21 protein-coding genes and 5 pseudogenes are annotated in these 19,637 nt (G+C 65.7%); 16 read left to right on the top strand and 10 right to left on the bottom strand.

Annotation, left to right across the window (positions count from 1 at the left end; translation table 11 throughout):
- Positions 1-64 precede the first annotated feature (64 nt).
- Positions 65-1,204: an MFS transporter gene (locus tag LWC34_RS10745; RefSeq protein WP_233724844.1), complete on the top strand. Its 1,140-nt coding sequence runs from the start codon at positions 65-67 to the stop codon at positions 1,202-1,204.
- On the opposite strand, the gene LWC34_RS10740 is transcribed toward LWC34_RS10745, so the two are convergent.
- Positions 1,176-2,378, bottom strand: a complete 1,203-nt coding sequence (locus LWC34_RS10740; RefSeq protein ID WP_233724843.1) for a cytochrome P450 — start codon at positions 2,376-2,378, stop codon at positions 1,176-1,178. The two genes, LWC34_RS10745 and LWC34_RS10740, sit on opposite strands and share 29 nt — an antisense overlap.
- 59 nt (positions 2,379-2,437) lie before the next feature.
- On the opposite strand from LWC34_RS10740, the gene LWC34_RS10735 reads away from it, so the two are divergent.
- Together LWC34_RS10735 and LWC34_RS10730 are read left to right on the top strand one after the other, a co-directional pair.
- Complete coding sequence (locus tag LWC34_RS10735) at positions 2,438-3,049, top strand: TetR/AcrR family transcriptional regulator (protein WP_233724842.1); 612 nt, start codon at positions 2,438-2,440, stop codon at positions 3,047-3,049.
- 72 nt (positions 3,050-3,121) lie between these two features.
- Positions 3,122-3,676: pseudogene (locus LWC34_RS10730) on the top strand (response regulator); the annotation flags it as partial.
- 31 nt (positions 3,677-3,707) lie between these two features.
- On the opposite strand, the gene LWC34_RS57975 reads toward LWC34_RS10730, so the two are convergent.
- Together LWC34_RS57975 and LWC34_RS10720 are read right to left on the bottom strand one after the other, a co-directional pair.
- Entirely contained in the window at positions 3,708-4,151 is a 444-nt protein-coding gene (locus tag LWC34_RS57975; RefSeq protein WP_308200085.1) for a DnaJ family domain-containing protein, read from the bottom strand.
- A gap of 32 nt (positions 4,152-4,183) precedes the next feature.
- Entirely contained in the window at positions 4,184-4,792 is a 609-nt protein-coding gene (locus LWC34_RS10720) for a hypothetical protein (protein WP_233724840.1), read from the bottom strand.
- 82 nt (positions 4,793-4,874) lie between these two features.
- Here LWC34_RS10720 and LWC34_RS10715 point away from each other — a divergent pair, with 82 nt between their 5' ends.
- Positions 4,875-5,204, top strand: a complete 330-nt coding sequence (locus LWC34_RS10715) for a hypothetical protein (RefSeq protein WP_233724839.1) — start codon at positions 4,875-4,877, stop codon at positions 5,202-5,204.
- Here LWC34_RS10715 and LWC34_RS10710 read toward each other — a convergent pair.
- The 5 genes and pseudogenes from LWC34_RS10710 to LWC34_RS10695 form a co-directional block, all read right to left on the bottom strand.
- Entirely contained in the window at positions 5,190-5,792 is a 603-nt protein-coding gene (locus LWC34_RS10710) for a transposase (protein ID WP_372496532.1), read from the bottom strand. The genes LWC34_RS10715 and LWC34_RS10710 overlap by 15 nt on opposite strands.
- A gap of 27 nt (positions 5,793-5,819) precedes the next feature.
- Positions 5,820-5,903: pseudogene (locus LWC34_RS58760) on the bottom strand (helix-turn-helix domain-containing protein); the annotation flags it as partial.
- Positions 5,884-6,834 carry an ISL3 family transposase gene (locus LWC34_RS10705; protein ID WP_233724833.1) on the bottom strand — a complete coding sequence of 317 codons (951 nt, stop codon included), beginning with the start codon at positions 6,832-6,834 and terminating at the stop codon, positions 5,884-5,886. The gene LWC34_RS10705 and the pseudogene LWC34_RS58760, both read right to left, overlap by 20 nt.
- Before the next feature lie 121 nt (positions 6,835-6,955).
- Positions 6,956-7,759, bottom strand: coding sequence for an IS21-like element helper ATPase IstB (gene istB, locus LWC34_RS10700; protein ID WP_233724838.1), 804 nt, complete (start codon positions 7,757-7,759; stop codon positions 6,956-6,958).
- A pseudogene (locus LWC34_RS10695) lies at positions 7,759-8,322 on the bottom strand (Mu transposase domain-containing protein); the annotation flags it as partial. The pseudogene LWC34_RS10695 and the gene istB, both read right to left, overlap by 1 nt.
- Before the next feature lie 53 nt (positions 8,323-8,375).
- Here LWC34_RS10695 and LWC34_RS10690 point away from each other — a divergent pair.
- The 7 genes from LWC34_RS10690 (at position 8,376) to LWC34_RS10660 (ending at position 15,108) form a co-directional block, all read left to right on the top strand.
- Positions 8,376-8,615, top strand: coding sequence for a DUF5372 family protein (locus tag LWC34_RS10690; RefSeq protein WP_233724837.1), 240 nt, complete (start codon positions 8,376-8,378; stop codon positions 8,613-8,615).
- 205 nt (positions 8,616-8,820) lie between these two features.
- The gene (locus tag LWC34_RS10685; RefSeq protein WP_233724836.1) at positions 8,821-9,306 is read left to right on the top strand and encodes a helix-turn-helix domain-containing protein; all 486 of its coding nucleotides are present in this window, start codon (positions 8,821-8,823) and stop codon (positions 9,304-9,306) included.
- 305 nt (positions 9,307-9,611) lie between these two features.
- Positions 9,612-10,172, top strand: a complete 561-nt coding sequence (locus LWC34_RS10680) for a recombinase family protein (RefSeq protein ID WP_233724835.1) — start codon at positions 9,612-9,614, stop codon at positions 10,170-10,172.
- A 59-nt stretch (positions 10,173-10,231) separates the two neighbouring features.
- Complete coding sequence (locus LWC34_RS10675) at positions 10,232-11,449, top strand: tyrosine-type recombinase/integrase (protein WP_233724686.1); 1,218 nt, start codon at positions 10,232-10,234, stop codon at positions 11,447-11,449.
- Entirely contained in the window at positions 11,446-12,387 is a 942-nt protein-coding gene (locus LWC34_RS10670) for a tyrosine-type recombinase/integrase (protein WP_233724685.1), read from the top strand. The genes LWC34_RS10675 and LWC34_RS10670 overlap by 4 nt, the downstream gene beginning before the upstream one ends.
- Positions 12,384-13,376 (top strand): tyrosine-type recombinase/integrase, encoded by a 993-nt coding sequence (locus LWC34_RS10665; RefSeq protein WP_233724684.1) that lies wholly within the window; start codon positions 12,384-12,386, stop codon positions 13,374-13,376. Before LWC34_RS10670 ends, LWC34_RS10665 begins: the two co-directional genes overlap by 4 nt.
- Positions 13,377-13,503: 127 nt before the next feature.
- The gene (locus LWC34_RS10660; RefSeq protein WP_233724834.1) at positions 13,504-15,108 is read left to right on the top strand and encodes a recombinase family protein; all 1,605 of its coding nucleotides are present in this window, start codon (positions 13,504-13,506) and stop codon (positions 15,106-15,108) included.
- A 3-nt stretch (positions 15,109-15,111) separates the two neighbouring features.
- Here the strand turns inward: LWC34_RS10660 and LWC34_RS10655 are convergent.
- Positions 15,112-15,801: pseudogene (locus LWC34_RS10655) on the bottom strand (DDE-type integrase/transposase/recombinase); the annotation flags it as partial.
- Between the two features lie 120 nt (positions 15,802-15,921).
- Here LWC34_RS10655 and LWC34_RS10650 point away from each other — a divergent pair.
- The 5 genes and pseudogenes from LWC34_RS10650 to LWC34_RS10635 all read left to right on the top strand — a co-directional run bounded on the left by LWC34_RS10650 (position 15,922) and on the right by LWC34_RS10635 (position 19,195).
- Entirely contained in the window at positions 15,922-16,872 is a 951-nt protein-coding gene (locus tag LWC34_RS10650; RefSeq protein ID WP_233724833.1) for an ISL3 family transposase, read from the top strand.
- Positions 16,853-16,936, top strand: a pseudogene (locus LWC34_RS58755) (helix-turn-helix domain-containing protein); the annotation flags it as partial. The gene LWC34_RS10650 and the pseudogene LWC34_RS58755, both read left to right, overlap by 20 nt.
- A 267-nt stretch (positions 16,937-17,203) precedes the next feature.
- Positions 17,204-17,566: a transposase gene (locus tag LWC34_RS58750; protein ID WP_372496530.1), complete on the top strand. Its 363-nt coding sequence runs from the start codon at positions 17,204-17,206 to the stop codon at positions 17,564-17,566.
- A 553-nt stretch (positions 17,567-18,119) separates the two neighbouring features.
- Entirely contained in the window at positions 18,120-18,611 is a 492-nt protein-coding gene (locus LWC34_RS10640; protein ID WP_233724831.1) for a winged helix-turn-helix domain-containing protein, read from the top strand.
- The gene (locus LWC34_RS10635) at positions 18,590-19,195 is read left to right on the top strand and encodes an IS630 family transposase (RefSeq protein WP_233724349.1); all 606 of its coding nucleotides are present in this window, start codon (positions 18,590-18,592) and stop codon (positions 19,193-19,195) included. Before LWC34_RS10640 ends, LWC34_RS10635 begins: the two co-directional genes overlap by 22 nt.
- 44 nt (positions 19,196-19,239) lie before the next feature.
- Here LWC34_RS10635 and LWC34_RS10630 read toward each other — a convergent pair whose 3' ends face one another.
- Entirely contained in the window at positions 19,240-19,539 is a 300-nt protein-coding gene (locus LWC34_RS10630) for a transposase (RefSeq protein ID WP_233724830.1), read from the bottom strand.
- Positions 19,540-19,637 lie beyond the last annotated feature (98 nt).

Here is a 19,637-nt window from a genome sequence, read left to right as displayed (position 1 = left end):
GGGCCACAGGTGGGGTGAAGTAGATCTCTGTTGCAATCGATTGTTCGTGCAGTAGCGTCGGCTTATGCGGGCGATCAGGCTGTTGCAGCTCACAACGTTTGTGAGCACGCTCGACCGATTCGTGATGCCGCCGATGCTGATCTCCATCGCCACCGACATGGCTGCTTCACTGTCCGAAGTGGTCCGTGCGGCCAGCGTGTACTTCCTGGTCTATGGCCTGATGCAGCTGGTTTGGGGCACTGTTTCGGATGCGTTGGGCCTGGTCAGGACGATGCGGCTGACGATGCTCGCCGCGGCGGTCTCGACGATCGCCGCGGCCTTCGTCGGCAATCCCCTGTGGCTCGCGATCACCAGGGGCCTGGCAGGCGGCTTCTTCGGCGCGGCCTACCCGGCGAGTCTCGTCTACCTCGGTGACACGGTCCCGTCCAAGGAGCGTCAGCCGGAGATCACGCGCCTCATGGTCGGCACGGCCATGGGCATCGGGCTGGCATCGATCGGCGCCGGTCTGATCGCTGATCTCGTCACGTGGCGTGCCGCGTTCATCGCAACCGGGATCGCGTCCCTCGCTCTCGTCGTCATGCTGCGCAAGCTGGAGCAGCCGCCGTTGACCCGTAAAGGCAGCAGCGTCGTCAAGGCCATAGCCTCGGTTGGCCGGACAAAGGCGGCGGTCTTCGTACTGTTGCTGGCGTTCACCGAAGGCATTGTGTTGCTGGGTGTTCTGACGTTGCTGCCGCCCGCGGTCGAACAGTCGGGTGCCACGCCAACGATCGCCGGAGCCGTGACCGCAGTGTACGGCATCGCGGTTTTCCTCATGACACGGTTGGTCGTCAAGCTCACCAGCCGATGGCATCCCGCGAAGCTCATTGGCATTGGCGCGAGCGCGGGCGTTCTCGCGTGCGCGCTGTTGTCAATCGAGCAATCGCCTTGGATCACGGTCATCGCCGCCATTCTCCTAGGACTGGCGTGGACGGCGATGCACTCGTCGCTCCAGACATGGGCGACCGAGGTGGTGCCGGACGCACGCGCCACCATGATCTCCCTGTTCGCCACCGCGTTGTTCGCGGGCAGTGCCGTGGCCGCCGCAGCGGTCGCCGGACTGGTTGAAGCGGGCGCGTACAGCACGATCTTCTTCATCGCCGCCGCGCTCACTGTCCCTTTGGGACTGTTCGCGACCGTCAGCCGTGCACGGTGGCGTGAACCTTGACCGGCAGTTTGTTCAGGCCGCGCAGGTTGATACGGTTGTTCAGCTCGATCTCCCCATCAACGGCCAGGTCAGGGAATCGTTGTACCATCCGGCCGATCGCGATCTGACCTTCCAGCCGCGCCAGCGCCGCGCCGAGACAATGGTGTGGCCCGCCGCCGAATGACAGGTGGTGCCGGGCTTCCTTGCGGTCAAGCCGCAGCTTGTCCGCGTCCGGACCGAAGACCTTCTCGTCACGGTTGGCCGCCGCCAGACACGCCACCACGAAAGCGCCGCGCGGGATCTCGAAACCGCCGACCTCGTACGGCGAGATCATGATCCTTCGGGTCTGCTGCACCGGGGAGTCGTAGCGCAGGAACTCCTCAACGGCATTGGCCGTCAGGTCCGGCTGTTGCCTGAGCAACGCGAACTGATCGGGGTTACGCAGCAACGCCAAGGTCCCGTTGGCAATCAGGTTGACGGTCGTCTCGTGGCCCGCGACATACAACAAAACCACCTGTGAGACCAACTCGTCCTCATTGAGAACTTGGCCTTCGTGTTCCGCCGCGATCAACGCGGTCAGCAGATCGTCAGCTGGATTGGCTCGTTTCCACGCGACCAGATCCCTGGTCAGCGCCTGCAACTCGGCGGCGGCGTCGCCGATCGCGCGCGCAGTCTCCTCGTCCGCGACCACCTCGAGCGACTGCACGAGAGTTCCGGACAGGTCACGGATCCGGGCGTTGTCGATCTGCGGCAGGCCGAGCATCTCGGAGATCACCGCGAACGGCAGCGGGAACGCCAGTTGCTCGACCAGGTCCGAACTCCCCCGCTCGGCCATCTTGTCGAGCGCGCCATCGACCAGCTCGGTGATCCGCGGCTCCAGCGCGGAGATCGCGCGCCGCGTGAACACCTTCGTCACGAGCGCCCGCAGCCGCGGGTGGTCGGGCGGATCGCGATCGAGCATCGACGCGTTCAACACGGCAGCCGGGTCTTGCTGCTGGCCGGACATGTTGCGGATCTCGACGGACTGACCCGCCCTCAGCAGAGCGAGCACGTCGTCGTACCGGGTCAACAGCCAGAAGCCAAGTGGGTGATCTTGGACAGGGTGCTCTGTGGCCAGCTGCTTGTAGTGCGGGTACGGATCGTCGAAAAACCCAGGTAAGAACGGGTTGAACCAGACTCTCTCCTGCTCAGACATAACCCCTCCCACATACGCCGTGTCGGTCACATACGCAGCGTATGTCTTATGCTTTGCGCATGTCCAGGGTTGCCAGCCGGCGCGAGCAGTACTCACAGGCCACACGGGCGGCACTGCTGGCCGCGGCCACCCGCCGCTTCGCCGAGCAAGGCTTCGCCAAAACGGCACTCGAGGACATCGCCGCCGACATCCAGGCGACGCGCGGCGCGATCTACCACCACTTCGCCAGCAAGACGGCGTTGTTCGAGGCGGTCTTCGAAGAGCTGGAACACACAGCGATGCAGGAGTCCGCCGAAGCTGCCGCTAAGGCAACCGATCCATGGGAAGCGGCCTTCTACGCGCTGGACGTGTTCCTCGAGCACTGCTGCGATCCGGTCTACGGCAAGGTCGTCTGGCAGGAAGGACCGATCGCCTTCGGCTGGCCGCAATGGCTCGCGGCGGAAGAGGCGCTCGCGTACGGCTTCATCCAGCGATTGCTCAGTGGCCTGATGGACTCAGGCCACTTGGTCCGGCATCCGTTGGAGACCACGACCCGGTTGGTGTTCGGCATGCTGACGGCAGCGGGCATGACGCTGGCCGACGCGGCGGAATCAGCGAAACCGCAGCTGAAGGCCGAGTACTTGGACATGATCGGCAAGCTGGTCGGCGCGCTGCGTCCGGCATTCGGGTGACGCACCACGCCGCGCGGGGCCCGGCTCCGAATAGGGAGCGTGACCACTCAGCAGCCAGAATGCGCGCCGATCATGCACTGCAAAGAAACTGCAATCGGCAAGGTAAGAATTCCGGACATGACCGGCGACCGATTACCTCCCGTGACGGTGGTGATCGCCGACCGCAGTCCTTCAGTGTCCACTTCGGACGGAATTACCATCGTCGGCAGCGTCAGCACCGGCCCGCAGGCTTTGAGCGCGGTCCTGCAGCACCGCCCTGACGTGCTCGTTCTGGATCCGCACGACGCCGGAATGAACACCATCCGAGACGTCGTGCGCGCCGCCCCCGACACCGCGGTCCTGGTCGTATCCACGCTGGACGACGACACATCGATCCGGACAGCCGTGCAAGCAGGCGCCCGCGGCTACCTGGTCAAAGGCACCGAAAAAGCGAGCATCGCGCCCGCGATCCGTGGCATGGCTGCGGGCGAGGTCATTTTCGGCGCCGGAATCGCATCCCGAATCGGCTCACTGCTCAGTGGCACGAACGAGCTGACCATCAGGGAAAACCAGATCATGAGCCTGCTGCGCGCCGGGCTGTCCACCGGCGCGATCGCACGTGAACTGCACGTCGCGCCCAAGACCGTGCGCAACAATCTGTCGAGCCTCTACGCCAAACTCAGGGTTTCCGGCCGCGCCGAAGCCACCGCCGCTTCGGCTGATGGTCTGCCGGAGGCGGCTTCGGACGGCTTTCCCACCAGCGCGCCACAACCTCCTCGACGTCCACCCGCCCAACCCGGACGATGATCGGACCTGACGGCGCCCGCAACCACGCGACGATCTCGGCATTGAGGTCGGCAACAACTTCGCGGACCTCCCGTTCGGACCTCAGCTCACGCACGGCCTCCGGCAACCGCTCGATCTGCTTGCGCAACCGCAAAGGCGTCGGCAGCAAGGTGTCCGAGGTCAGCCCTTCGCGCTTGAGGTAGTCCTTCAGCCACCAGTCCTCGTCCACCGGCTTGCCCGCACCGGGCAACGGTTTGCCCGCGCCAGGCAGGTTGTCGAAGTCGCCGCGTTCCTGCGCCATCCTGACCTGCCGGTCGACCCATGTCTCGAAGGAGATGTCGGACGGTTGCGTTCGGTCATAACCCCATGTTACGGACGAAACTTGTCATCGATCTCCGGAATCCAAAACGCCACCTCAAATGTGCGCAAGCTCGCCCAATGAGTCAGCATCCGGCCTTGGACAACCAAAGCGATCGAGCTCACGAGAAACAGTACGGCACAACTGATGGCAGCGACGGCATTGCGTCCGACGATCAACTCAACGATGGCCGTGACCGCCCCGAAAAAGACCGGCGGTGCACAGTTTCTGAGCATCAGGCCGGTTGCTCGGACCCGGGACGCGTCAGCGCCGACCTCCTGGTCCTGCAGCTGAATAGCGGCCAGTAGGAGGAACGGATCGGCCTTGGTGAAAGGACGGCCCTTCGCCGCCGGGTTGCGACGCAGGAACTCCTCACGAGCGTTTCGCTTGCGGCGCTTCGGGACGATCTTGTGTGCGAGCAGACCGAGCGGGTAGGCAAGGTAGCCGAGCAGGTAGCTCAGCAGGACGACCGCGATCACCAGCAGGAACGCAGGTGATCGGAGCATCGCGGCCAGGTCCATCCAGTGAGCGCGGGTCGCGATGTAGGTGAGCAGGGTGACGTAGAGCGAACCCGGGATCGCGTACGTGAAGAGCTCGAAGACGCCGACAGCGATGGTCACCGCAGCATTCAAACAGACGCGGCCATGTACCCCTGAAGTGGTTTACCGGCCTGAAGTACTGTGACTGCTAGGTTTTACTTTCGTGGAACAGAAACCTCTGACTTCCGTGCATGAGGTCACCGGCATTGACTACGGTCATCTCTGCGTCGAATCGCGAGGGCTGTTCGAGTCCCCTCGATTCGATTTCACCAACCCGCACAAGGTCCTTCTGACAGCGTCGAACGCGTTGGCGCTCCAAGTCGCAAGCAGGCACACGAAATACGCGCTTGTGCAGGTCGAGAGCTGGGCGACCACGCCTACCACGGGCGAACCAGACGGTGCCGAAGTCGATGAGGAAGACTGTCGCCGACGGGTGAATCCTGGTTCTGGCACGGTTTCCGTGATTTGGCCCGTCAGGTCAGTCGGCGAGTAGGACGCGTTTGCGGAGCAGGTCGGGTTTGGCGCGGCCGAACATCTGACGTTTGAGCATCTTCAGGCGGTTCACATGGCCTTCGACGATCCCGCTGTTCCACGGCAGGGTGAGCCCAGCGGTGACCGCGTCCAGATCACGGCGCAAACCGCGGACGAACGAGTGAAGTGCTGGCTGGTCGTCGGCGTCGACGGCGGTCATCCACGCCTCCAACTCGTGACCGCGTCGGTCACACATCATGGCGGCGAAGGAGCGAACGTGGTTGGCCAATGCGGCCAGGTGGGAACTGGCCGCGAGAACAGCGTCCAGCTTCTGCTGGGCAGTCCCGTCCATGGTCGGCGGATCGGTCATGATCCAGCCGACGACACGACGGACTGAGGGCGGCTTGCGCGGCGGCTGGGGAGCACACGAGGTCGTGCGGAACTGGCTTAAGTATTGGCGCACCAGGGTTTGGCCGCCGCGATAGCCGCGTACGGTGATCTCAGCGAACAGGGCGGTGGCGTTGGTGCAGCCCTCGTTCCAGCGCTGGTGCAGGTACGGAGCGAACGGCTCAAGGACGCTGGTCCGACGCCCAGTTCCATTGCGGGTCAACAACTCTTCGACGCCCTCGGCCCGCGCGAAGCGGCGGACGGTGCCGCGCGAGAGACCAAGCCGCCGGCAGATTTCCCTGATCGCAGTGCCGTCAGCTAAGAGCGCATGCACGGCCGCGTGCCGTTCGCGCTCGAACAGCCCACCGATCCGACCGGACTGCCGAGGCAACCGGTGCCGCGGGAGGCGGGTCCCCGGCTGGGTCAGGTTGCCCGTCACTGTCGGCCTGGCCTTCCGTGCTGCTGCTGGTGACGACGGTCACGGCGGCGGTCAAGCAGTCCTGGTGTCTGGCCACGGAGCGCTCGACGGCCTCGGCCAGGTTGTTCCAGATGTGCCACCGATCGGCGACCTGGATGGCGTCTGGTGCGCCGTCGCGAGCGCCATCGGCGTAGGCGCTGGCTCGGTCTCGGCAGACGATCTGCACGCCGGGATGGGCGCGCAGCCACTCGGCCAGTGTCTGGGCGGTGCGGTCGGTGAGCAGGTCGACCGGGCGGTGCGACTCGATGTCGACCAGGAGCGTGCCGTAGTGGTGACCTCGACGCAGGGCGAAGTCGTCCACGCCGAGCACTCTCGGTGTGGATCGGTCAGGGTCGGGAAGGCCACGAAGGATCCGAAGCAGCGTCATCCGGCTGACCGATGCCGCCAAGTGCCGAGTCAGCCGGGCGCCGGCACGGCCACCGAGCGCTAACGCGACCGCGGCCAGCGCCCGCTGCAAGATCGGAGTCCGGCGGGCGTGGCGGGATGCCAGCTCGGGTACCTGTTCGGCGAACGTCTTCTTGGTGCACTCGGCGTTGTCGCAGAACAACCGTCGTACTTGCAGCCGGATCAGCACTTCCTGACCTGCGGTGGCGGTGTCGGACAGATGGCGGTTGTAGCGGCTGTGCACTCTGCTCGAGGCAGTCCCGCAGCCAGGGCACGGCGCTGGCGTCTGGTTGGTGTGTGCCTCGATGCGCACCGCTGGCCCCGTCGTCCGCACCGCTTCGATCTGCACCTGGCTCAGGTGCGGCCAGAGAACCCGAACCACATCAAGATCAACGCACGTCACCCGTGATCAACCACCAGGCGGCTGGCGCGAGGGCCGGGCCCATCACGGAAACCGTGCCAGAACCTGAATCATGACCACTCTTCGGCATCTGAATGTTGACCCCCTGCACGGGAATTGATCTCTACTCTTCGGTTGTGCCGGCGGGGACGCGGCCGAGGTCGCGGTCCTTGAGCCGGTAGCTGTCGCCCTTAAGGGCGATGACCTCGGCGTGGTGGACGAGGCGGTCGATCATGGCTGCGGCGACCACGTCGTCGCCGAACACCTCGCCCCACCGGCCGAAGACCTTGTTGCTGGTGACGATCAAGCTGGCCCGTTCGTATCGGGAGGACACCAGTTGGAAGAACAGGTTCGCCGCTTCGGGTTCGAACGGGATGTAGCCCACTTCATCAACGACAAGCAGCGGGATTCGGCCCAGCTTCACCAATTCCTGTTGCAAGCGACCGGTGTGATGGGCCTCGGCCAGCCGGGCGACCCACTCGGCGGCGGTGGCGAACGCCACCCGGTGCCCGGCCTGGCAGGCCCGCATCGCCAGCCCGATCGCCAGATGCGTCTTGCCGGTACCGGGTGGACCGAGGAACACCACATTCTCTTTGCCAGCAACGAAATCCAGCGTTCCCAGATGGGCGATCACGTCCCGCTTGAGACCTCGAGCGTGGTCGAAGTCGAACTCCTCCAACGATTTACGCGCCGGGAACCGGGCGGCACGGATCCGACCCTCACCGCCATGCGACTCGCGTGCGGACACCTCACGCTGCAAGCAGGCGACCAGAAACTCCTCGTGCGACCAGGATTCGGCCCGTGCCCGCTGGGCCAGCCGGTCCACCGACTCACGCAGCGTCGGCGCCTTCAACACCCGGGTCAGATAGGCCACCTCGGCGGCCAGGTCCCGGCCGGTGGTCTTCGTCGCGGTAGCTCGAGTGGGCATCACGCCACCCCACCATCGGCACGATCAACGCCCTCGACACCCAACGCAGTGTCGTAATCGGACAGACGACGGACTTCGACCTCCGGCTCCGGTGCCGGCCGTAGCGCGCCGAGTCGCCTACGCCGCAACGACTTCGCCGCAGCGACATGATCCGGGTCGGAGATCGTTTGATGGCAGGCCCAGATCCGCTCGTGATCGGCAACGACCTTCCCGTCACAGAGCACCCGCACCCGGGCCAGGCCCGCCATGACCTCGACCCGGCGGCCGATCACCGCCGGATGCACCGAATAATCGTTGCTGTCCAACCGGATGTAGTGATCCCGCGCCAGCCGCGTCGAGCATCGCCAGCCGACCGCCGGCGCGACCGGCGGCAGGGTCAGCATCGCCGCCCGATCCGCGGTGATCCGCTCGGCCGGGGCGCAGCCCAACGCTCGCCGGGGCCGGGTGTTCACCGTCGCCAGCCAATCACCGAGTTGCGTGTTGAACATCGCCGGCGAGGTGAAGCCACGGCCCGGCAGAAACGAGCGCTCCAGATAGTCATGGGCCCGCTCGATCAGCCCCTTGGACCGAGTCGTCGAATGCACCCGATGGAGTCGGTGAGCAACGAGTTGTGCGGGTGACGCACCCGTTTCACCCGTTGTGCGGGCGGGAGTTCGAGTTCGTGGCGCGCCGCAACAACTGGGGTGAGGATCGGGTCTGCTTTCACGACGAGCGCGGCGAGCTGAAGTCTCTGCCCGCGGCCTGGACCGACGTGGTGGAGCCGGATCCGTTCGTGGTGCTGGCGGCCGGCCGTTCACCGTTCCGCGCCGAGGACCTGCTCGCACTGGCCGACGTGCTCTCGAGCCTGCGCCCCTGACCGTTGGGCCTGGCTCACGTGTCAACCAGTCTATGCCGCAGGTGTCTAGATAACTACGCCGCAATGATGTCCTGTCGTGTCTGTAGGCGCCCACTCGACTGAGTGAATAGTGCTTGTATCAGTGGAGAAACACGACTTGAGGTCGCTAGGGTCACCGCTCATCGCGTCAAAGTTAGCTGGACAAGATCACGGTGATGGAGTGGGAATGGGTGGGCGGCGGACGGACCCGAAGGCCGAGGCGTTGCATGAGTCACGGACGTTGAACCCGCGTCCGGAGTCGGTGACCGATGCGCGGTTCACCGACTCGGAGTTCTTCGATTCCCGTGACCTGATGCAGGTCAAGTACGAGATGGTGCGCCGGGTCGAGGTCGACGGACAGCCGGTGGCGACCGCGGCGGCGGCGTTCGGGTTCTCCCGCCAGACCTACTATCAGACAGCCGCGGCTCTCGCCGAGGGCGGGCCCGCCGCCCTGGTTCCCAGCAAACCTGGGCCCAAGGGCCCGCGCAAACTCACCAGCGAGATCGTCGACCACCTCGAGGCACTGTTGGCCGCCGACCCCGCGCTGCGGTCGTCCGCGCTGGCCGACCTGATCCACGAGCGGTTCGGGACGCGGGTGCACCCTCGCTCGATCGAGCGGGCACTGACCCGTCGACGCGACGAACCCAAGGAGCGGCCTAAAAGCAGCCCCTGACATCCCCGCCCACAGCGCGGACACGGCCGCGCGATACGAACAGCTGCGTGCGGCCGTGCTGTCGGGCGATGTTGAGGGATGGCGGCGGGGCTGGGGCGTGCTGGCCAGGCGCGGCATGGCCGCCTGGATGTCCGTTCAACATCAGATTTCCGTTGCCCAGCAACAGAAACCAGAAAACCATCCCGCGTCATCGAAGGCCGCGCCGAGCGGCCAGGCCGCCGAGTTGGTGCGGGTGCTGGCCGGGATGGCACTGGCTGCTCTGCGGCCCGAACACGATCAACCCCCACGCGATCAAGGAGAAGACTGTGAACACCAGCGCCGCCAGCACGGCGGGCAAGGTCACCCACGAGCACCTGCGGCGTGACGCCTATCTCTATGTCCGCCAATCCACATTGAAACAGGTCCTGTCCAACACCGAGTCGACCGCGCGGCAGTACGCGCTGCGCGGCCGGGCGGTCGCACTCGGCTGGGCCGAGTCGCAGATCATCGTCATCGATACCGATCAGGGCCAGTCCGGCGCCTCGGCCGCGGACCGGGCGGGGTTCCAGCGGCTGGTCGCCGAGGTCGGCATGGGACACGCCGGGATCGTGCTCGGGTTGGAAGTCTCCCGGCTGGCCCGCAACAACACCGACTGGCACCGGTTACTGGAGATCTGCGCGCTGGCTGGCACCCTCATCCTCGACGAGGACGGCCTTTATGACCCGGCGAACTTCAACGACCGGCTCCTGCTCGGTCTCAAAGGGACGATGTCGGAAGCTTTATGTGGACGTCCACATAAGGCCTCCTATGCGAACCCGTCCGTTATGCCGACCTGGCGGGGGAAGTTGTTTGCTCCCAGCAAAATCTGGCTACCAAGTTCGGCGTAATCAGCGTCCTTGATCAGCGTCTCCTTTTCGCTCAACACCTTGATGGAGAGGAGAAGGTCATGACGACAGTTCCGTGTTGGGCTCGGGTGTGCCTACCGTTAGCTCCTTATGCTGATGGTTACCGGGCTGAGCTGGAGCGATTGGGTTACACGCCGCTGACCGCGGCGGCGCATGTGCGGTTGATGGCGCACCTGAGCCGATGGCTGGCTCGGGAGGGTCTGGAGACGTCGGAGTTGACCCCCGCGACGGTGGATACCTACTTCGTTTACCGCCGCGCGGCCGGCTACGTCAACGAGCGCACCGCACGAGCGCTGCGGCCGCTGGTGGGCTACCTGCAGCATCTGGGGGTGGTTTCAGCGTGGGTCCCTGCGGCCGCGACAACCCCGGTGGAGCAGTTACTGGTCCGCTATCGCGACTACCTCACCACTGAGCGAGGACTGGCCCAAACGACGGTCGCGCTGAATGTGCGCCTGGTACAACCGTTCCTGCTAGAGAGGGCGAACAAGACCGAAGATGACGTTGATCTGGAGCGCTTGACCGCGGGTGAGGTGGCCGCGTTCGTGGTGGTGCAGTGTCGGAAGCGGCCTCGGTCTGCTCAGCGGATCGTGACGGCTCTCCGGTCCCTGCTTACGTTTCTGTATCTGGAAGGTGTCATCGACCAGCCGCTGGCCACAGCCGTGCCTTCGGTAGCGGGCTGGACGCTGAGAGGTCTGCCTCAAGCGCTGGAAGCCGACCAGGTGGTCGCGTTGCTGGCCTCGTGTGATCAGCAGACCTCGACAGGGCGGCGGGATCTGGCGATCCTCACGTTGCTGTTTCGGCTCGGGCTGCGCGCTGGTGAAGTCGCCGCGTTGGGATTAGACGACATCGACTGGCGACTCGGTGAGATCACGGTGTGGGGCAAGGGTAATCGGCGTGATCGGATGCCGCTGCCGGCTGATGTCGGGGAGAAGATCGTCGCCTATCTGCGCAACGGACGCCCTGCCGCTGCCCAGGGCCGGACGGTGTTCGTTCGTGCGCAGGCTCCGTATCGGGCGTTGAGCACCGGCGCTGTCACGACTGCGGTGGCCTCCGCGGGCCGACGGGCTGGTATTGGCGTGGTGCACGCTCATCGGCTGCGGCACTCGGCGGCCACCGCCATGCTGCGTGGAGGTGGCTCGCTGAGCGACATCGGCCAAGCTCTACGACATGTTCGCCCGCTGACCACCGCGATTTACGCGAAGGTTGATACCGAGGCGCTACGGGCACTGGCCCGGCCTTGGCCAGGTGAGGCGGCATGACACAGTCACGTCCCCCGCTGCGCCGCGCGCTCGCGGACTACTTGGATTTGCGTCGCGCTGTGGGTTTCCGCTTGGCCAACGCCGGCCGCTTGCTGGGTCAGTTCGTCGACTACCTCGAACACGACGGCATCGACACCATCACCACCGAGAACGCGTTGGCCTGGGCGACGCTACCCGCTGGGACATCCCTGCATTGGCTGGCGATCCGCGTCAGCGTGGTGCGCGGCTTCGCCGCCTACCTGCACAGCCTTGACCCCTGTGTGGAGGTTCCGCCGGCCGGGGTGATCCACGCCGTGGGGCCCTGCCGGGCTACTCCGTACTTGTATTCCGAGGCTGAGATCCGGTCACTCATCCAGGCCGCGGCCATGCTGCGTCCGCGCCTTCGGGCCGCCACCTACCAAAGCCTGATCAGCCTGCTGGCGATCAGCGGCCTGCGGATCAGTGAAGCGATCGCCCTTGATGACGAGGATCTCGACGTCGAGCACGAATTGCTGATGGTGCGTGACACCAAGTTCGGCAAACACCGCCTGGTTCCCTTGCACCCCAGCGCGATGCGAGCCCTGACCCGCTATCGACAGTGTCGGCAGGAACGGCTGCCACGACCGGCCAGCCCAGCACTGTTGCTCTCCAGCAGGGGGACACGGTTGCTACACAGCAACATCAGCCTTGTCTTCGCCCGCCTGGCCGAGGGGTGCGGGATCACACGCCGCTCAGCGTCCTGCCGGCCACGAATCCACGACCTCCGGCACAGTTTTGCGGTCGCGACCGTGCTGGACTGGTACCGCCAGGGCGCCGACATCCCGGCCATGATGCCCAGGCTGTCGACCTACCTGGGCCACACCGACCCGAAACACACATTTTGGTACCTCTCTGCCGCACCGGAACTGATGGCCCTGGCCGGGCAGCGCCTGGCCGAACACCTGGCAGGTGGCGCATGAGCGGCACTCTGGCCCCGACCCTGCAAGCATTCTTCACCGACCGACTGGCCCGGCAACGCCAGGCCAGCGGCCACACGATCGCCGCCTACCGCGACACCGCCAAGCTATTGCTGATCTTCACCGAGAAACAGACCGGCAAACAACCCTCCACTATGGACATCACCGATCTGGACGCTCCGCTGATCGGCGCGTTCCTGACCCATCTGGAAACCGACCGCGGCAACAGCGTCCGCACCCGCAACGCCCGACTGGCAGCCATCCACTCGCTGTTCCGCTACGCAGCGCTGCACCATCCCGACCAGGCCGCGGTCATCCAGCGGGTCCTGGCAATCCCACCCAAACGGTTCGACCGCACCCTGATCACCTACCTCACCGAGGACGAGATCACCGCGCTGCTGGCCGCCCCGGACCCGAGCAACTGGACCGGACGCCGCGACCACGCCCTGCTCATGCTGGCCTGCCAGACCGGGCTGCGCGCCACCGAACTCACCCGCCTGAGGATCAGTGATCTCCACCTGGGCACCGGCGCGCACGTCAGTTGTCTGGGCAAGGGCAGAAAACAGCGGATTACCCCACTCACCGCTGGCGCCGTCATGGTGCTTCGTGCCTGGCTTGCCGAACGCGCTGGTTTGCCTGCCGACCCGTTGTTTCCGACCCGCCGCGGCGGCCCCATGAGCCGGGATGCCTTGCAGCGCCGGGTTTCCATACATGCAGCCACTGCAGCGCGATCCTGTCCCACCTTGGGTGAGAAGAAGATCTCACCTCACGTCCTGCGGCACTCCGCCGCGATGCGGCTGCTCCACGCCGGTGTTGACATCTCCGTCATCGCGTTGTGGATGGGACACGAAAACACGGCCACCACGCAGGTTTACATCCATGCCGATCTTGCACTCAAGGAGCGGGCGTTGGCCCGAACCGCACCCCGCGACGCACCACCAGGCCGCTACCAACCCCCCGACACCATCCTCGCGTTCCTCAACGGTCTGTGACTATAACGAACTTGGTAGCCAGATTTTGCTGGGAGCAAACAACTTCCCCCGCCAGGTCGGCATAACGGACGGGTTCGCATAGGAAGCTGAACTGCATTTCCTCAAAGCGCGGTTGCGGGGCGGGGTGTTGTCCAAGGCCCGACGCGGCGAACTGGTCCAGCCGCTGCCGGTCGGCCTGGTCTATGACCCCGTCGGCAACGTCGTGCTCGACCCCGATGCCAGTGTCCAGGGGCCGGTGGCGCGCGTGTTCAGCACGTTCACCGCCACCGGCTCAGCGCTGGCCGTGGTCAAGGCATTCACCGCCGACAGTCTGCTGTTCCCCCGCAGACTGAAAACAGGCCCGCGCAAGGGCGAGCTGGTCTGGGGCCAGCTTCAGCACTCCCGCGTCCTGCAAGTACTGCACAACCCGCGTTACGCCGGTGCGTTCTTCTACGGCCGTCACACGCACGGCCGCGGCCCCGGCGGCACGACGACCACTCGTCTCCTGCCGCGTGAGGAGTGGACGGTGCTGATCACCGACTCCCATCCCGGCTACATCAGCTGGGAACAGTTCGAGGCCAACCAGGCCCGCCTGGCCGCCAACGCCACCGCCCACGGCAACGACCGCCGCGCCAGCCCACCCCGCGAAGGCCCCGCCCTGCTGCAAGGACTGGTGATCTGCGGCAAGTGCGGCGGCCGGATGACCGTGCGCTACCACACCCGCAAAGGCAACCACGTCCCCGAATACGTCTGCCAATCCGAGGGCATCCAGCACGGAAAGATGATCTGCCAACGCATCCCCGGCGCCGGGATCGACGCCGCGGTGAGCCGGTTTCTCCTCGACACTGTCACTCCGCTGGCGCTGGAAACCGCCCTCGCGGTCGCCGACGAGCTCACCGCCCGAGCCGACGAGGCTGACCGCATCCGCGCCACCGCCGTGAAGCGCGCCCAATACCACGCAGACCTGGCCCGCCGCCGCTACCTCGCGGTCGACCCCGCCAACCGGCTGGTCGCCGACCAACTCGAAGCCGCCTGGAACGCCACACTGCGCGAACTCAACGAAGCCACCGACACCTATCAACGCGCCCGCACCGGGCAAACCGGTCCACTGAGCCAAACACAGCGCGACGCCGTCACCGCACTGGCCGCAGACTTCCCCGCACTCTGGAACAACCCGGCCACCCCAATGCGGGAACGCAAACGCATCGCCCGCCTGCTGCTGACCGACATCACCCTCGCCCGAACCGACAACATCACCGTCCACATCAGACTCCGAGGAGGCCAGGACCACACCCTGACATTGCCGCTCCCGTTGGCCTCATGGCAAATCCGCCAGACTCCGACCGAAGTGGTCTCGGCGATCGACACCCTGCTGGAGGAACACACCGACTCCGAGATCGCCGCCATCCTCACCAGCAAGGGCATGGTCAGCGGCACCGGCCAGCCCTTGCACGCCCGGCTCATCCGCCAAATCGGAAAGGCCTACCAACTACGCAGCCACACCCAGCGCCTGCGCGAGGAAGGACTGCTCACCCTCAACGACATCGCCCGCCACCTCGGAGTCGGCCTCAGCACCGTCAAGACCTGGCGCAACGCCGGACTGCTGACCGGCCGCCGAGCCAACGACAAGAACGAGTACCTCTACCAACTCCCCAGCCCCGACCTCGCCCGCCCACGACGCGGACGACCACCCCGCAAACCATCCCCGGCTGGCAAAACAACCACCACATCAACCACAAGGAGCGCAGTCTGATGTCAACTGTTTGGCCTCCGGATCACCCGGGCGACACTGGATCACTTCAACACCGAGGGTTCCCCGGAAGGCGTTCATCGCCTCGGTCAGCACCGGACGTCCAGCCTTGCGGAATCCGACTGCGGACTCGTTATCCCAGACCAGCGCCTTGGGCACCCGCCCGAAGCCTCGGATCAGCACCCACTGCCCAGCCAGCAGATCCGGGCTTTGCCGGGACGGGATCATCCGGGCGGTGATCACCCGCGAATAGCCCGAGACCATCACCAGCACCGGTGGCCGCCCGACCTGGCCGAACCCGAGCGGGATGTCCACCGGCGGGAACCACAGGTCACACTGCGCCAACTCGCCCGGCTGATACACCGTCCGCGAGACTGGGTCCGGTGGCGTGAACACCGGCCGCAGCTCCCGGACCCGGTCTTTGAGCACCGTCATGCCACGCTGCCAGCCGATACGTTCCGCGATGACCGCCACCGGCATCGTCGGCCAGGCCGCCAGCAACTCCCGGATCTGAGGCTCGACCGCGTCCACGATCGAGCCCTTGGCCGGCCGCTGATACCGCGGTGGCCCGTCAGCGGCCAACGCCCGGCGCACCGTGTTGCGGCCCAGCCCGAGCTTGCGGGCGATCGCCCTAATCGGCATGCCCTCAGCGCGATGCAACCGGCGGATCTCCGCCCAGTCCTCCACGTTGATCACTCCCTACTGTCAGGGAGTGGGTCCATTTTCGCGCGTCCACACTGGATCAGGATTCAGGTTCTGGCACGGTTTCCGTGATGGGCCCGGCCCTCGCGCCAGCCGCCTGGTGGTTGATCACGGGTGACGTGCGTTGATCTTGATGTGGTTCGGGTTCTCTGGCCGCACCTGAGCCAGGTGCAGATCGAAGCGGTGCGGACGACGGGGCCAGCGGTGCGCATCGAGGCACACACCAACCAGACGCCAGCGCCGTGCCCTGGCTGCGGGACTGCCTCGAGCAGAGTGCACAGCCGCTACAACCGCCATCTGTCCGACACCGCCACCGCAGGTCAGGAAGTGCTGATCCGGCTGCAAGTACGACGGTTGTTCTGCGACAACGCCGAGTGCACCAAGAAGACGTTCGCCGAACAGGTACCCGAGCTGGCATCCCGCCACGCCCGCCGGACTCCGATCTTGCAGCGGGCGCTGGCCGCGGTCGCGTTAGCGCTCGGTGGCCGTGCCGGCGCCCGGCTGACTCGGCACTTGGCGGCATCGGTCAGCCGGATGACGCTGCTTCGGATCCTTCGTGGCCTTCCCGACCCTGACCGATCCACACCGAGAGTGCTCGGCGTGGACGACTTCGCCCTGCGTCGAGGTCACCACTACGGCACGCTCCTGGTCGACATCGAGTCGCACCGCCCGGTCGACCTGCTCACCGACCGCACCGCCCAGACACTGGCCGAGTGGCTGCGCGCCCATCCCGGCGTGCAGATCGTCTGCCGAGACCGAGCCAGCGCCTACGCCGATGGCGCTCGCGACGGCGCACCAGACGCCATCCAGGTCGCCGATCGGTGGCACATCTGGAACAACCTGGCCGAGGCCGTCGAGCGCTCCGTGGCCAGACACCAGGACTGCTTGACCGCCGCCGTGACCGTCGTCACCAGCAGCAGCACGGAAGGCCAGGCCGACAGTGACGGGCAACCTGACCCAGCCGGGGACCCGCCTCCCGCGGCACCGGTTGCCTCGGCAGTCCGGTCGGATCGGTGGGCTGTTCGAGCGCGAACGGCACGCGGCCGTGCATGCGCTCTTAGCTGACGGCACTGCGATCAGGGAAATCTGCCGGCGGCTTGGTCTCTCGCGCGGCACCGTCCGCCGCTTCGCGCGGGCCGAGGGCGTCGAAGAGTTGTTGACCCGCAATGGAACTGGGCGTCGGACCAGCGTCCTTGAGCCGTTCGCTCCGTACCTGCACCAGCGCTGGAACGAGGGCTGCACCAACGCCACCGCCCTGTTCGCTGAGATCACCGTACGCGGCTATCGCGGCGGCCAAACCCTGGTGCGCCAATACTTAAGCCAGTTCCGCACGACCTCGTGTGCTCCCCAGCCGCCGCGCAAGCCGCCCTCAGTCCGTCGTGTCGTCGGCTGGATCATGACCGATCCGCCGACCATGGACGGGACTGCCCAGCAGAAGCTGGACGCTGTTCTCGCGGCCAGTTCCCACCTGGCCGCATTGGCCAACCACGTTCGCTCCTTCGCCGCCATGATGTGTGACCGACGCGGTCACGAGTTGGAGGCGTGGATGACCGCCGTCGACGCCGACGACCAGCCAGCACTTCACTCGTTCGTCCGCGGTTTGCGCCGTGATCTGGACGCGGTCACCGCTGGGCTCACCCTGCCGTGGAACAGCGGGATCGTCGAAGGCCATGTGAACCGCCTGAAGATGCTCAAACGTCAGATGTTCGGCCGCGCCAAACCCGACCTGCTCCGCAAACGCGTCCTACTCGCCGACTGACCTGACGGGCCAAATCACGGAAACCGTGCCAGAACCAGGATTCACGTGCCGTTGACATGCCCCGCGACGGTACTCAGCGCCTCATGGTTTCCGCCACTTGTGCGCGCTTCCTGTCGCTGCCCGTACCCCGCGAACAGCGGTATCGGGGTACGCCTTCCCACGTTCCATGCGAGAGCAGCAGAACGGGCTCGCGTCACCTTCATGCCGGGTACCGCCTGGCCAGTAGCCGGGTGTCCGCCAGGCTCATCCCAGGGTCACGACCACACCCCGGTTCTGATACCACTTGAAAGTTTCGACACTTCATCAGTGATTCGCTTGCGCTCGCCTTCCCGTCCCCTACCTGACGCATCTCGTACGCCTTTTCCTCATCGCTCACCACGACGGTCTCCAACCAACGCAGCATGAGGCGGTTTGGTATCTCCCCCCGAAGGGCGACACCGAAGGGCCAATCCTTCATCTCTCACATACAGATCATGAAAGGCCAGGGTTGATCTTGTCCTTGGGCGGCGTGTCCTCCCGGATCCTGATCGATTCATGATCTACGCAGGGATGGATGAGGTACGCGGATGGAGGTGGCCTGTCCGAGCGGGGCAGGGCCACACGCGAAGCTGTCCGGTTGCAGGCGGCCCAATGGTTCGCCCAGGACGTGCCGGCCGCCGAGATCGCCCGCAGACTGCGGGTATCCACCAACGCGGTCTATACCTGGCGGCGTCGATGGCGTGCCGAGGGTGAGGCAGGGCTGGCGTCGAAGGGACCGGGCGGATCGTCCTGCCGGCTGGACCAGCCACGACTGGACAGGCTGGCCCAGGCTTTGGAACAAGGCCCAGCCGTGCATGGGTTCGGCGAGGATCAGCGCTGGACCCTGGCTCGGGTCGCCGATCTGATCGCCCGGCTGTTTCACACCCGCTACACGCTGCACGGGGTGTCGTATCTGCTGCACCGCATGGGGTTCTCGCCACAAGTACCCGCCCACCGCGCGATCGAGCGCGACGAGCAGGCGATCGCCACCTGGCGGCGGGAGGTATGGCCGGCGGGAAAACGGTAGCGGCGCAGCAAGGTGCTTGGCTGTGTTTCGAGGACGAGGCCGGGCAAACGCTGCGCCCGCCGAAAGCCCGCACCTGGGGCCGCCGGGGCCAGACACCACAGATCCCGGTGTCGGGCAAGGGTTCGGGCCGGGTATCGGTCGCCGGGCTGGTATGCGTCCGGCCCGGACACCGGCCCCGGTTGATCTACCGTGTCCGGACCCACCGCGGCCGCAAGGGGGAACGGCGCAGCTTCGCCGAAACCGACTACGCCGCCCTGCTGGACGCCGCACACCAGCAGCTCGGCGCCCCGATCGTGTTGATCTGGGACAACCTCAACACGCACACCAGTCACGCGATGCGCAAACTGGTCGCGGCCCGCGACTGGCTACACGTGATCCAACTCCCGCCCTACGCCCCGGACCTCAACCCGACCGAGCACGTGTGGTCCCACGTCAAACGCAACCTCGGAAACCTCATCGTGCACGGCATCGACCAGCTCACCGCCATCGTGAAGAACCGACTCAAACGCATCCAGTACCGACCCGGGCTGATCGACGCGTTCTTCGCCCACACCAGACTGAACCTCGAACCACAACCGCCGTAATCCTGGCCTTTCAAGATCTGTAGCACCACATCAAACAGAGATACCTACATTCCCCACTCTTTGTGTTCGTGGCGCACGGCCGCGGCTTTTCCCAAAAAATCCTTCTCCAACCGCAGCTCGCGAACTTCCTTCTCCAACTCCCGCAACCGCGCCCGCTCCGGCACCGTCAACGGCGGCTCCTCGCCGGCATGAGCTTTCCGGTACTCATTAACCCAATTCCGGAGACTCTGCTCATTCACCCCAAGCTCCCGCGCGACCGACGCGACGGGACAACACGACTCCACCACCATTTTCGCCGCTTCCTCCTTGAACTCCGGAGTAAACGACCGACGCTTCTTCGACACGGACATCCTCTCTTTCAGACGAAAACCCTAGTGGGTTCGCTGTCCGGAAGATCAACAGCCTCTCACAGACCCTCTCGGAACAGTCCCTCCTCGCTTGA

The sequence above is a fragment of the Kibdelosporangium philippinense genome (genome assembly GCF_021390435.2).
GTDB classification, from domain to species: Bacteria; Actinomycetota; Actinomycetes; order Mycobacteriales; family Pseudonocardiaceae; genus Kibdelosporangium; species Kibdelosporangium philippinense.
The sequence above is the reverse complement of the archived record's forward strand: the minus strand, read 5'-3'. Positions and strand labels throughout refer to the sequence as shown.

What these genes read in the sequence shown, in the direction of transcription:
- LWC34_RS10735 (WP_233724842.1), top strand. Translation starts at nt 2,438, where the DNA reads ATGTCCAGGGTTGCCAGCCGGCGCGAGCAGTACTCACAGGCCACACGG.
- LWC34_RS10640 (WP_233724831.1), top strand. Translation starts at nt 18,120, where the DNA reads ATGAGGTACGCGGATGGAGGTGGCCTGTCCGAGCGGGGCAGGGCCACA.
- istB (WP_233724838.1), bottom strand. Translation starts at nt 7,759, where the DNA reads ATGCCCACTCGAGCTACCGCGACGAAGACCACCGGCCGGGACCTGGCC.
- LWC34_RS10635 (WP_233724349.1), top strand. Translation starts at nt 18,590, where the DNA reads ATGGCCGGCGGGAAAACGGTAGCGGCGCAGCAAGGTGCTTGGCTGTGT.
- LWC34_RS10685 (WP_233724836.1), top strand. Translation starts at nt 8,821, where the DNA reads ATGGGTGGGCGGCGGACGGACCCGAAGGCCGAGGCGTTGCATGAGTCA.
- LWC34_RS10665 (WP_233724684.1), top strand. Translation starts at nt 12,384, where the DNA reads ATGAGCGGCACTCTGGCCCCGACCCTGCAAGCATTCTTCACCGACCGA.
- LWC34_RS10745 (WP_233724844.1), top strand. Translation starts at nt 65, where the DNA reads ATGCGGGCGATCAGGCTGTTGCAGCTCACAACGTTTGTGAGCACGCTC.
- LWC34_RS10740 (WP_233724843.1), bottom strand. Translation starts at nt 2,378, where the DNA reads ATGTCTGAGCAGGAGAGAGTCTGGTTCAACCCGTTCTTACCTGGGTTT.
- LWC34_RS10670 (WP_233724685.1), top strand. Translation starts at nt 11,446, where the DNA reads ATGACACAGTCACGTCCCCCGCTGCGCCGCGCGCTCGCGGACTACTTG.
- LWC34_RS58750 (WP_372496530.1), top strand. Translation starts at nt 17,204, where the DNA reads ATGACCGATCCGCCGACCATGGACGGGACTGCCCAGCAGAAGCTGGAC.
- LWC34_RS10675 (WP_233724686.1), top strand. Translation starts at nt 10,232, where the DNA reads ATGACGACAGTTCCGTGTTGGGCTCGGGTGTGCCTACCGTTAGCTCCT.